Genomic DNA, 12795 nt, shown 5'->3' with positions numbered 1-12795 from the left:
TGGAAAGTTTTTAAGGAAACTCGCAGAATCAGCGAAAATTCTTATACACCTGCTCACCATGATCCTTCGTCCGCAACGCCACTGGTTCGTTCGTTTGTTCGCCTGGCACGGCTCTGTGCTGCCTGATATTTTGTTTCGCTTATCGCTGAATTTAATGATGTCACTGATCGCGCTGGCATCACTGAATTGGTATGAAACGCTGGGCATTAAACTCACTCTGGCGCCGTTTAGTTTGCTGGGGGTGTCTATCGCGGTGTTTCTCGGTTTTCGCAACAGCGTCTGTTTTGCCCGCTTTAGTGAAGCGCGGCATTTTTTAGGTGCCTTGCTTATCGCCTGTCGTACTCTCCAGCGTCAGGTGATGGCGGTTTGCCCCGCTGATGCGCCGCGAGTACAAAGGCTGTTACTGGCATTTTGCGCCAGCCTTAAACATCAGCTTCGTCGCACCGATGCGCGTGAAGATTTAACGCGTTTATTAGGGGATGAAGCGGAAGGGTTACTTCAGCGGCATTCACCTGCAAACGTGTTGCAGTTGCAGCTCTCACACTGGCTGGCAGAGCAGCGTCGTCAGGGAAATATCAGCGATGTTGTCTGGGGCAATATCGACAATAACCTCAACCAGCTTGCCGCAGTATTGGGCGGTTGTGAACGTCTTGCCAGCATGCCGGTGCCTTTTGCTTACGGCCTGCTGCTGCACCGCACAGTCTATTTTTTCTGTACCTTGCTACCGTTTGCGTTGGCACCCGATCTGCATGCGATGACGCCGCTGGTTTCGATGTTTATTGCCTATACCTTTCTCTCGCTGGATACGCTGGCGGAAGAGCTGGAAATGCCGTTCGGGTATGAAAACAACCACCTGCCGATGGATGCTATCTGCACCAATATTGAGATCAATCTGCGCGAGATGGCGGGTGAATCCGACTTGCCGCTGCCCATGCAGCCGGATAAATATTATCGCCTGACATAAAAAGAAAACGGCCCGGAAGACACAGGCCGGGCCGTTAAGTGAGGGCAGGGCGATTAGAACTGGTAGATCAAGCCAAGTGCAGTGATATCGTCGGTCGCCAAGCCGAGTGCGTTATCATCTTTCAACAGGTTGATGCGGTATTCACCGTAGACCGACATGTTTTTGTTGAAGTAATAGGTCGCACCCACAGAGGTATATTTGATGATGTCAGCATCACCAATGTTCTCGATCTCTTTACCTTTTGACGAAACGTAGCCGACAGAAGGACGAATGCCGTTCAGGAACTGATACTGCGCAACGGCTTCAAAGTTCTGCGCTTTATTAGCAAAACCACCAGAAATTGGTGTGGCATTCAGCGTTTCGCCGTACATTGCTGCCAGATAGATCTGGTTGGCGTCATATTTCACGCTTGTTGCCCAATGTTGTGCTTTCTCGCCTTTACCGCGTGCGGCAGCATTCTGGGTTTCAGTACGATCAAGGCTGGCAAATGCGCCGGCGAAGCTCAAACCAAAATCAAAGTCGTAGGTCGCAGACAGCGCATAGCCATCACCGTTTGAACGGCGCACGCCGTCGGTATTGCCGCTACGATCGTTTTTCCCTTGATACTGGGCGGCGATATTCAGGCCATCAACCAGACCAAAGAAATCTTTGTTACGCCAGGTCAGCACGCCCGTTGAACGGCCAGACAAGAAGGCGTCGGTATAACCGGAATCGCCCCCAAAGAATGGCAACATGTCGGTGTTAGCCAGCGCGTCATAAACCAGACCGTAGTTACGGCCATAATCCAGCGATCCCGCCTGGCCAAATTTCAGGCCCGCGTAGCCAAGACGCGTACGGTTACCGGTTTGTGCATCGCTGCCTTCAGAGTTGCGCAAACTGTATTGATATTGCCAAAATCCGTAACCGGTTAACTGATCGGTGATTTTCGTTTCACCTTTGAAACCAAAGCGCGCATAGGACGATGTATCGCCATTGTTACTGTCATCATCAGAAAACAGGTGAGAAACGTTAATCTTGCCCACTAAATCGAGCTTATTACCGTCTTTATTATAAATTTCTGCTGCTTGAGCAGTGGAGATACTGATCAATAACGGCATTACAGCCGCCAGTAAAGAGCGCTTCATCATTTTAATATTTACCTGTATCAATTAATTATTATCCCCCAGAGAAGGGGTGAAAAGAAAATGACACAGAAACATAATTCATCCTAGCGTAATAACTGTAACAAAATGTATATTTAATCTTTGTTATCACAAAAACGCATATTTAAGGTTTATTTTTCCTTAAAGAGATTAGATTTTCATATGAAAGATAAATCGCCGGTTTTGTTTTATTATACTTAAAGATCAAGCATTTAATGATTTAAGTGGACTTAATTCCATTCAAGTAAGTTGTTCGGGTAATGAGTAGAACAAAAAAAGTGTTATAGCAATATGATCAGGCTTCATTATCAAATAAAAGCATTTCCATATCTAATGATTAGCCTGATCATGTTTGTTTTTTACACAGCAAGACAAGATATTTCTGCTTTTCTAATAAGGTTAGAAATAGATATGGAATAACGCACAGTGCGTTTTATTGATGATTAAAATGCATGCTAAATTTTGCTTTGTTTAAATTCTGTTTAATATAGATAATAAAAACCTGGCTTGTTTATCCCTTATTTCCCCGTTTGCCCCTTTCTTTAATTCACGTGATTCCTCGCTTGCACTGCAAATGCGCAAATTGCCCTCAAATTGGGCAGCAGATGCCCGTTTTTGGACAATTAATTTATCAGCGATCACAAAAGCGATATTTCATAGCGCAATTGCATAATTCCGCTATTTAATACTCGGCGCAAGCGCCTCGTTAAGATAATTATTCACTAATTATGCAAATAAAGTGAATGGTACTCGCACTTAACTCATTGATATTTGGTAAGTCAAAACGTTTTATGCATTTTTGTCCTTGGCTGGCACGCTATCTGCAATCTAGAGTAGAGCAGCGTTAATCAAGAATTTAACAACTTTAAAACAATAGCTTTACCCAGCCGGGAAAGCAGGAGAGAGAGTTATGTCACTGCACGTTTCACGTCACGACTTTGATCAATGGATGATGCCGGTTTATGCGCCTGCTGCTTTTGTGCCGGTGCGTGCCGAAGGCTCAACGGTTTGGGATCAAAACGGAAAAGATTATATCGATTTTGCGGGGGGCATTGCCGTTAACGCATTGGGCCACGCGCATCCTGCTCTGCAACAGGCGTTGCAAGATCAGGCCGCTCGCCTATGGCACACTGGTAATGGCTATACCAACGAACCGATTCTGCGTCTGGCAAAACAGTTGATTGATGCCACTTTTGCCGATCGGGTCTTTTTCTGTAACTCAGGCGCGGAAGCCAATGAGGCCGCATTAAAGCTGGCCCGTAAAGTTGCACACGATCGCTTTGGTGCGCATAAAAGCGGCATTGTCGCCTTCACTAACGCCTTTCATGGTCGCACCTTATTTACTGTCTCTGCGGGTGGTCAACCTGCCTATTCAAAAGATTTTGCGCCGCTGCCGCCCGATATTCAGCATGCTGCGTTCAACGATCTTGAAGCCGCCGCCGCGCTGATCAACGAAAATACCTGTGCAGTGATTGTTGAGCCTATTCAGGGTGAAGGCGGTGTATTACCGGCCGAGCCCGCTTTCCTGCGCGGCTTGCGCGAGTTGTGTGACAAACATCAGGCGCTGCTGATTTTTGATGAAGTGCAGAGTGGCGTGGGCCGCACGGGTTCACTTTATGCCTATATGCATTACGGCATCACGCCGGACGTATTAACCAGCGCCAAAGCGCTTGGCGGCGGATTCCCAATTGGTGCCATGTTGACGCGTGAAGATTTAGCCTTGGTCATGGGCGTGGGCACGCACGGCACCACTTACGGTGGCAATCCGCTGGCGGGCGCGGTCGCAGGCAAAGTCATGGAACTGATCAATCAGCCAGAAATGATGGCGGGCGTGGCACAACGTCATACCTGGATTGTTGAGGCGCTGGATGAGCTGAATCAGCGTTTACATCTGTTTAAACAGGTACGGGGACTCGGACTGCTGATTGGCGCGGTATTGAGTGATGACTTTGCCGGTAAGGCAAAACAGATCAATCTTGCTGCGGCTGAGATGGGCGTCATGGTGTTGATCGCCGGGGCAAATGTAGTGCGTTTCGCCCCTGCACTGAATATCAGCGAGCAAGAACTCAGAACAGGTATGGCACGTTTTGCCGAGGCGTGTGAATCCTTTGCGCGAGGAACATCGTCATGATGGTTATTCGTCCGGTTGAACGGGATGATTTAAGCCAGTTAATGGCGCTGGCGGGCAAAACCGGTGGCGGGCTAACCTCGCTGCCCGTTGACAGCGCCACCTTGCAGGCGCGTATCGAACGTTCGCTACAAACCTGGGATGGCAGCTTGCCACGCGCCGAGCAGGGTTATGTATTTGTCCTGGCGGATAGCGAAGACAATCGCGCGGTCGGCATTTGCGCCATTGAAGTGGCGGTGGGTTTACAAGATCCTTGGTACAACTTTCGTGTTGGCACGCATGTGCATGCCTCCAAAGAACTCAACGTCTATGCAGCGTTACCCACGCTCTATTTAAGCAACGATCACACCGGCAGCAGCGAGCTTTGCACCCTGTTTCTCGATCCCGATTACCGCGACGGCAAAAATGGCTATCTGCTGTCTAAATCGCGCTTTCTGTTTATGGCCAGTTTCCGCGATCGCTTTATGGATCGGGTCGTGGCAGAGATGCGTGGCGTCAGCGATGAAACAGGGCATTCACCCTTCTGGGACAGCGTGGGTAGCCGCTTTTTTTCTATGGAATTTAGCCAGGCTGATTTTCTCAGCGGCACCGGTCAGAAGGCGTTTATTGCCGAGCTGATGCCGAAACATCCGCTTTACATTCATTACCTGACCGAAGAGGCGCAGGCGGTAATTGGCGAAGTTCACCCTAAAACCGCCCCCGCGCGCGCGGTGCTGGAAGCGGAAGGTTTCCGTTACCTGAACTATATCGACATCTTTGATGGTGGCCCAACGCTGGAATGCGATATCGATCGCATTCGCGCGGTGCGCAAAAGCCGTGTAGTGAATGTCGTAAAGGGTAAAACCGAGGCGGAGGGTCCACTCTGCCTGGTAGCGAACAGCCAGTATCGCCAGTTTCGCGTGGCGCTCTTGCCGGTCGATCCTGAAAGCGGCAGCGTGCAATTAACGGATGCACAGATGCAGGCATTGAAATGTCAGCCGGGTGATAGCCTGCGCGTAGTGACACTTTTCAATGAAAATAAGAACCGCGAGGAGAAAACAGCATGACGCAGATGATTAAAGGCGAATGGTTGGCCGGTAGCGCTGAAACCCTGACTAAACAGGATCCGGTCAGCGGCGAAACGCTGTGGCAAGGTCAGGCTGCGTCAGCACAACAGGTTGAGGCCGCGTGTGAAGCTGCCCGCGCAGCCTTTCCTGCGTGGGCGAAGTTACCTTTTGCGCAACGCCAGGTGTACGTTGAAAAATTTGCCGCCCAGCTTGAAGCCAACAAAGTTGAGCTGGCAGAAACCATTGCGCGCGAAACCGGTAAGCCGCGCTGGGAAGCGTTGACCGAGGTTGGGGCGATGATCAATAAAATCGCAATTTCCATCAAAGCCTACCATACGCGCACGGGTGAACAAGCCGATGGCGAAAGCTCGCTGCGCCACCGTCCACACGGCGTGTTAGCGGTATTTGGGCCGTACAATTTTCCGGGCCATCTGCCGAACGGACATATTGTGCCCGCTTTACTGGCAGGCAACTGTGTGGTGTTTAAACCCAGCGAACTTACGCCACTGACGGCTGAGAAAACCGTGCGCTTATGGCTGGCAGCCGGATTGCCTGCAGGCGTGTTGGCGCTGTTGCAAGGCGCACGCGAAACCGGACAGGCATTGGCGTCGGATAACCAAATTGATGGATTACTGTTTACCGGCAGCGCCAACACCGGGTATCAATTACATCGACAGTTTGGCGGACAGCCTGAGAAAATGCTGGCGCTGGAGATGGGCGGCAATAATGCGCTGATCGTCGAAGATCCTGCAGATATTGATGCCGCAGTGCATGTTGCGTTGCAATCAGCGTTTATCACTGCGGGTCAACGCTGTACCTGCGCTCGCCGCCTGCTGGTAAAGCGGGGAGCGGCGGGAGATGCTTTCCTGCAACGTCTGGTTGAAGTTAGTGCACGCTTACAGCCGGGCGCTTGGGATGCCGAGCCACAGCCCTTTATGGGCAGCGTGATCTCTTGCAGCGCGGCAGAGAAAATATTCCATGAATGGCAGCAGCGGGTGAACGCAGGCGGTAACGTGCTGCTGGAAATGCGTTGGCCCGATCGCCAACGCGCGCTGCTCACACCAGGCATTATCGATCTTACCGAGGTCCAAAACCTGCCCGATGAAGAGGTGTTTGGTCCATTGCTGGGCGTTATTCGCTATGACGATTATGACCAGGCTATTCGGCTCGCAAATCAGACGCGGTACGGTTTGTCATGCGGTTTAATCTCGCCTTCACGTGCGCATTTCGATCAGCTGCTACTGGAAGCGCGCGCCGGGATTGTGAACTGGAATAAACCGTTAACCGGTGCTGCCAGTACGGCGCCATTCGGCGGCATTGGCGCCTCTGGTAATCATCGAGCCAGCGCCTGGTATGCCGCCGATTATTGTGCCTGGCCAATGGCTTCGCTGGAAACGCCCGATCTCACGCTGCCTGCCGCTTTATCGCCGGGTCTGGATTTCTCAGGAGCGACAAAATGAAAGCGCAAGAAGCTAACTTTGACGGATTGGTGGGGTTAACTCACCATTACGCCGGTTTGTCGTTTGGCAACGTCGCTTCAACGCGTAATCAGCTCCAGCCTTCTAATCCACGGCTGGCAGCCAAACAGGGCGTGCTGAAAATGAAAGCGCTGGCAGACATGGGATTTGTGCAAGGCGTGATTCCGCCGCATGAGCGTCCTAATCTGCCTTTGCTACGCCAGCTGGGTTTCAGCGGCAGCGATGAGCAGGTGCTGGCTAACGCCGCGCAGACGGCGCCGGGTTTATTGTCTTCTGCCAGTTCCGCCTCGGCAATGTGGGTGGCGAATGCGGCAACGGTTTCCCCTTCAGCGGACAGCGCCGATCGCCGGGTGCATTTTACGGTTGCCAACCTCAACAATAAATTTCACCGGGCAATTGAAGCCCCAGAAACGGCGCAATTACTTCAGGCTATCTTTCGCGATCCGCAGCACTTCAGCGTGCATGACGCGCTGCCGCAAGTTTCAATGTTTGGTGATGAAGGGGCGGCCAACCACAATCGCTTTGGCGGTGATTATGGCGAGGCGGGTGTACAGCTGTTTGTTTATGGACGCGAAGCCAGCCGCGAGGCGACATCGCCTCACCGTTTTCCCGCACGACAAACCCGTGAAGCCAGCGAAGCGGTGGCGCGCTTGCACCAGCTTTCCGCTGATCAGCTGCTCTTTGCTCAGCAAAACCCGGCAGTGATCGATCAGGGCGTTTTTCACAACGATGTTATTGCGGTCAGTAATCAAAACGTCCTGTTTTGCCATCAGCACGCATTCGTAGAGCAGGCCGCGTTGCTGGCACAGCTGAAACAGCGCGTGCCCGGTTTTGTTGCGATTGAAGTGCCAGAAAATCGGGTTAGCGTGCAGGAAGCGGTGAACACCTATCTGTTTAACAGCCAATTGCTTAGCCGGCCTGATGGCAGCATGATGCTGGTTTTACCTGAAGAGTCACGCCAACATGCCCGCGTCTGGGATTTCCTCTGTGAGGAAGTCGAAAAGGGCGGCCCGCTGCAGGCGCTTAAGGTGTTTGATCTGCGTGAAAGCATGGCAAACGGCGGCGGCCCAGCGTGTCTTCGTTTACGTGTGGTACTGACGCCGGAAGAGCAGCGGGCAGTGAATCCAGCCGTATTCATGAATGATCGTCTGTTTACTGAGCTGAATGACTGGATTGATCGTTATTACCGTGATCGCCTGACGCAAGCCGATCTTGCTGACCCACAACTACTGCGTGAAGGACGTGAAGCGCTGGATGCGTTGACCAAGCTGCTAGACTTAGGAAATGTGTACGCATTTCAGCAGTGAAGTGCGGGCAGCTGCGGCTGCCCTTCACTTCACGCGATAAGGAGGAACGATGCAGGATTTTTTACAACAGACGCTGTCCGGTAGAGCGCCACGCAAACGTAAAGGTGAAACTGCGCACCTTCACTGGCAATGGCTCGACCACGGCATTCTGTTGATGGAGCCAAAAGAAAAAGCGCTTCAGGCAATGGTGATTTCAGCAGGGATACACGGTAATGAAACCGCGCCGGTGGAGATGCTTAATCAGCTGTTGCTGCCGTTATTAAACGGCGAAAAACCGCTGCAACAGCGGCTGTTAGTGATCTTGGGCAATCCGATCGCGTTAAAAGCCGGTAAGCGTTACATGCATTACGATATTAATCGCCTGTTTGGCGGACGCTGGCAGCAGATTGTCGATGGGGATGAAGCGCACCGCGTCTTGCATCTTGAACAAGCGGTGGAAACGTTCTGGCAAGCGTGTGAGGTGGACGAAACGCGCTGGCATCTGGACCTGCATACCGCTATTCGCGGCTCATATCACACGCGCTTTGGCGTGATGCCGCAGAGCGATCGTCCATGGCCGCCGGCGTTTCTCGACTGGCTGGCAGCGGCGGGTATGGAAGCATTGGTATTTCATCGCGCGCCCGCTGGCACGTTTACCCATTTTAGCTGTGAACATTTTGCGGCTGCCAGCTGTACGCTGGAGCTGGGTAAAGCGCTGCCGTTTGGTAAGAATGATTTGTCTCAGTTCTCCGCTGCTCAGCAAGCATTGGCTGCACTGCTTTATGGCGAGGCTTTACCGGATATTACGCAACGACCAAAACATTATCGCGTAGCGCAACAGATTACGCGCAAGAGCGAAAGTTTCGTTTTGCATATGGGCAGCGACACGCTGAACTTCACGGCGTTTCCACAAGGGACGTTGTTAGCGGAGGATGGCGAGACGCGCTACTACGTTCAGCAGGCACGAGAATATGTCTTGTTTCCTAATCCCAATGTCGCACTGGGATTGCGTGCAGGATTGATGTTAATAGAAGAGGGCGAGCAGACCCAGGCGCTGCCACTCTAGAATGGGCTCTTTTTGACCTAAACCCGCGGGAGTTTTGCTTCCGCTTTCTTACCAGAACCCTTACACTCCTCCTTAATTTCTCGCGTTTCCGCAGTAAATTCATACTCTTTTGCAATTCCTCACGCATTTCTTCTCATTCTCTTCATGATTGCCGGATTTCTGTCTTTTATGCTTTCACGGCTTTACTCAGCCTCTGAGTAGTTGACGTTCAGCGTCGTATGCTTGTTTCCGAAGACACGACAGAGCGCTGTCGTCATTAATCTGAATAATAAGGACACTATTATGCGTAAACTGACTTCCCTTTTACTGGCTTCTTCGCTGGCGTTTGGTGCAGCTAGCGCTGTCCACGCTGCGGCTGACAACTTGACGCCACCACCAGCAGCCGGTAGCGAAAAGCCAATGCATAAGCCGCCGATGCACCATGGCATGAACATGATGTTTAAAGGTCTGAACCTGACCGATGCGCAAAAAACAGAGATGCGCGATATCATGAAACAGAGCCGCAAAGAGATGAAGCGTCCGTCGCTGGAAGAGCGTCGTGCTAATCATGCGCTGATCGCCGCTGATAGCTTCGATAAAGCCAAAGCTGAAGCGCAGGCTGATAAAATGACCGTCAATGCAAAAGAGAATGCGGTTGCCATGATGGAAACGCAGAACAAACTCTATAACGTGCTGACGCCTGAGCAGAAAAAACAGTACAACGCGAATTTTGAAAAGCACCTGACCGAGAAAGGCCCGCATGACGGCAAAATGACGCCACCACCAGCGGAGTAATTCGCGCTGATACTCTAAGGTCTTGAGACCGCCGACGTTGTCCACCTCATTCGTGTCGTGGGCAGCGTCGGCGGTTTTGTTTTGCCAGGGCTTTTAGTGGCGTGCTACAGAGGATGAATCGGATATTCACCCGACAGAACCGGGCGGCAGAGAATTTTGTAGCCGTCGTGATCGAATCCACCCGGCGCACGCTTCAGCAACTTTGCTTCTTCCAGCGTCGTAACCGAGCCCAGATAGAACCAGTGATCGATGACGTGAATCTGCGTCATATTTTTACCGGTTTCGACCAATCCCACCGCACCTTGCCATGGCCAGCAAAACACCCGGACATTCTCCAGTGCTGTTAGCAGGCGATCTTGATGATCGCTGATCGGCTCTTTACCGCAACACGCCCCCGCGCACTTACGTAACGCTGAGCGGAAGCAGCCGCGCTGGGCGCTAAGCGCTTCCAGTCCCAATAATCCATGACAGAGTTGATAGTCGTCCGCCAGTTGTTTGAGCCTTTCCAGTGCGGCAAAACGGCTGCGATAGAGACCAAACAGATTCGGTGACTGGGTAAAGTCGAGTTCACGCGCATACACCACCTGCGGTTTACCGTCGGTGATCTGCAAGGAGCAGAGTTGACGATTTTTTCGCAGGCGTTTGTTGAACAGCGGCTGCTGGGTTTTGATCATCTGCGCTTCAAGCAGCAGCGCGCCGAGATCGCCTGCGGTGGGGATCCATGTCACGCGGCGCGACTGACGCAGCATTTTGGCTTCATCCGGCGTTCGGAAATGGGACATCACGCGTGAACGTAAATTAACGCTTTTACCGATGTAGAGTGGCAGCGTTTCGCTTTCACCATGAAAGGTATACACGCCGGGTACATTCGGCAGGCCTTCCAGCCATTCACGCAGGTGTTCGGGATATTGATAAATAGCAGCCGCGTCGAACTCGAGGCGGTGCGTTGCTGCACGTCGGACCAAGATGAACTCCAATTACTGGTTGTCCATACAGTCTAACAGGGCGGTGAAATGTTCGCCAGCGGCTTAAAGTCGCCGCGTTGCCAGCCAGCAGACTATCGATCCCAGCGTGATCATTAATACGCCTTGCCAAAAAGCCAGCGCAGGCGTTAAACCCAGCCACAAAGATGCCAGCAAGGCGGATAATACGGGTGTGAAATAGGACGCCGTCGCCAGCAGCGTGAGGTTGCCATGCTGAATGCCGTGATTCCACGCAGAATAGGCAATGGCGGTGGACGTTCCCATAAACAGCACCTCCAGCAGCGGGCGCAGGCCAAAGTGCAGCGGTGCGCTTTGTGCATCAAAGACATATTTCAGCCACAGCGCCAGCGCGGTCATCATAAAAAATAGCGTCACACCGTTGGTTCCGCGTGAATAACGCCGTGTGATGTTATTGTAGAGCGCCCAGGCGATGGCCGCGATAAAGGCCAATGCGTAAGCCAGCGGATTACTTGAAAGATTGTTCAACAGCAAAGCGGGGGATCCTGCGCTTTGACCTTTCATCACCCAGATAATCCCCAGCAGTGAGAGCGCTAATCCGGGCCACAGCCACAGGCGAAAACGCTGCTGATTAAAGGGAATCGCCAGGATGATGGTCAGGCAGGGCCACAAATAGTTGATCATCCCCAGTTCCAGCGATTGGTTGCGATTGCTGGCAAGGCCAATCGCTAATGCCAGACTGATTTCATAACCGACAAACAACGCACCACCTCCCCATAAATAGGCTTTCGGCATAGCGCCGATGTTGGGGATACCGCGCGTGAAGCAGAGTAATAATGCGGTTGTCGAATAAATTAACGCGGCGCCACCGGTGGCACCAAAAGCCTCACTGACACTGCGTAACAGGCCAACGGTAGTGCTCCAGAGCAAAATTGCGGTAAAACCAATCAGGGTGGCACGAGAAAGCGGGGTTAGCATTGATGACTCAACAGGACTGAGTGGAGAGTATTTCCCCTGCACGCAGGCAGGGGAAATCGGTGGGCTTACTTCCAGAAATCGTCGAAAACGGTGATCGGTGGACGACGTTTATGCTCGGTTTTCAGATACCAGCCTTCAATAATATGGGCAGTTTCAGGTGCAACCTCTTTGCCTTCAAGGTAATCATCAATCATCTCGTAAGTGACACCAAGCGCGACTTCATCTTGCAGGCCAGGACGTTCGTCTTCCAAATCTGCAGTCGGCTTTTTCAAATAGAGATGCTCTGGGCAACCCAGCTCTTTTAGTAACTGCTTACCCTGACGCTTATTGAGGCGGAACAGAGGATTGATATCGGTACCGCCATCGCCGTACTTGGTAAAGAAGCCGGTTACGGCTTCTGCGGCGTGATCGGTGCCGACCACAACACCTTTGGTCATACCCGCAATGCTGTACTGCGCTTTCATGCGCTCACGCGCTTTCTCGTTACCACGGATAAAGTCGGAAAGCGTAATGCCCGCCTCTTGCAATGCACGTTCACTGGCAAGCACCGCTTCCTTGATATTCACCGCCAGCGAACGATCTGGCTTAATGAAGGCCAACGCATCCTGACAATCCTGCTCATCCGCCTGCACGCCAAAAGGCAAGCGCACCGCGATAAAGGTGTAATCATTATCGCCTGTTTCTTCACGCAACTCAGCGATAGCCAACTGCGATAATTTACCAGCGAGCGTGGAATCCTGGCCGCCACTTATACCCAGTACCAAGGTTTTTAAGCCTGTATGGCGCTTAAGATAGGATTTGAGAAAATCGATACTGGTGCGAATCTCTTGTTGAGTGTCGATTGTTGGCTTAACGCCAAGGGCTTCAATGATTTCCTGCTGCAGTGACATGAACATCTCCTCAAGTCAGTAGCCTGTCGGCACGATGCGAACTGTCTATTAAAGCTAACGTGCATAACCGAAAACAACAAGTCAAAGCGACGGATGTTTTCG

The 12795-nt window shown here is 51.9% G+C and carries 11 protein-coding genes; 7 read left to right on the top strand and 4 right to left on the bottom strand.

Annotated elements, in window-relative coordinates; translation table 11 throughout:
• Window positions 1-58: 58 nt before the first annotated feature.
• Window positions 59-964 (top strand): bestrophin family ion channel, encoded by a 906-nt coding sequence (locus MUG06_RS06430; RefSeq protein WP_215846966.1) that lies wholly within the window; start codon window positions 59-61, stop codon window positions 962-964.
• 53 nt (window positions 965-1017) lie between these two features.
• On the opposite strand, the gene MUG06_RS06425 is transcribed toward MUG06_RS06430, so the two are convergent.
• Window positions 1018-2091, bottom strand: coding sequence for a porin (locus MUG06_RS06425; protein ID WP_279233924.1), 1074 nt, complete (start codon window positions 2089-2091; stop codon window positions 1018-1020).
• A 925-nt stretch (window positions 2092-3016) separates the two neighbouring features.
• On the opposite strand from MUG06_RS06425, the gene MUG06_RS06420 reads away from it, so the two are divergent.
• The 6 genes from MUG06_RS06420 to spy all read left to right on the top strand — a co-directional run bounded on the left by MUG06_RS06420 (window position 3017) and on the right by spy (window position 9884).
• Entirely contained in the window at window positions 3017-4237 is a 1221-nt protein-coding gene (locus tag MUG06_RS06420) for an aspartate aminotransferase family protein (RefSeq protein WP_243078090.1), read from the top strand.
• Window positions 4234-5280: an arginine N-succinyltransferase gene (gene astA / locus MUG06_RS06415; RefSeq protein WP_243078089.1), complete on the top strand. Its 1047-nt coding sequence runs from the start codon at window positions 4234-4236 to the stop codon at window positions 5278-5280. The genes MUG06_RS06420 and astA overlap by 4 nt, the downstream gene beginning before the upstream one ends.
• The gene (gene astD / locus MUG06_RS06410; RefSeq protein ID WP_243078088.1) at window positions 5277-6740 is read left to right on the top strand and encodes a succinylglutamate-semialdehyde dehydrogenase; all 1464 of its coding nucleotides are present in this window, start codon (window positions 5277-5279) and stop codon (window positions 6738-6740) included. Before astA ends, astD begins: the two co-directional genes overlap by 4 nt.
• Window positions 6737-8065, top strand: a complete 1329-nt coding sequence (gene astB, locus MUG06_RS06405) for an N-succinylarginine dihydrolase (protein ID WP_243078087.1) — start codon at window positions 6737-6739, stop codon at window positions 8063-8065. Before astD ends, astB begins: the two co-directional genes overlap by 4 nt.
• 49 nt (window positions 8066-8114) lie before the next feature.
• Complete coding sequence (gene astE / locus MUG06_RS06400) at window positions 8115-9110, top strand: succinylglutamate desuccinylase (protein WP_215846964.1); 996 nt, start codon at window positions 8115-8117, stop codon at window positions 9108-9110.
• Between the two features lie 282 nt (window positions 9111-9392).
• The gene (spy, locus tag MUG06_RS06395) at window positions 9393-9884 is read left to right on the top strand and encodes an ATP-independent periplasmic protein-refolding chaperone Spy (protein WP_243078086.1); all 492 of its coding nucleotides are present in this window, start codon (window positions 9393-9395) and stop codon (window positions 9882-9884) included.
• Between the two features lie 104 nt (window positions 9885-9988).
• Here the strand turns inward: spy and cho are convergent, their stop codons facing one another.
• From cho to nadE, 3 genes are all read right to left on the bottom strand, one after another.
• Window positions 9989-10849, bottom strand: coding sequence for an excinuclease Cho (gene cho / locus MUG06_RS06390; protein ID WP_215846963.1), 861 nt, complete (start codon window positions 10847-10849; stop codon window positions 9989-9991).
• Window positions 10850-10912: 63 nt separating this feature from the next.
• Complete coding sequence (yddG, locus tag MUG06_RS06385) at window positions 10913-11803, bottom strand: aromatic amino acid DMT transporter YddG (protein ID WP_243078085.1); 891 nt, start codon at window positions 11801-11803, stop codon at window positions 10913-10915.
• Between the two features lie 65 nt (window positions 11804-11868).
• Window positions 11869-12693: an ammonia-dependent NAD(+) synthetase gene (gene nadE / locus MUG06_RS06380; RefSeq protein ID WP_243078084.1), complete on the bottom strand. Its 825-nt coding sequence runs from the start codon at window positions 12691-12693 to the stop codon at window positions 11869-11871.
• Window positions 12694-12795: the final 102 nt, after the last annotated feature.

It is taken from the genome of Pantoea sp. MQR6, from assembly GCF_022761075.1.
In the GTDB taxonomy this organism is placed as follows: Bacteria; Pseudomonadota; Gammaproteobacteria; order Enterobacterales; family Enterobacteriaceae; genus Pantoea; species Pantoea phytostimulans.
The sequence above is the reverse complement of the archived record's forward strand: the minus strand, read 5'-3'. Positions and strand labels throughout refer to the sequence as shown.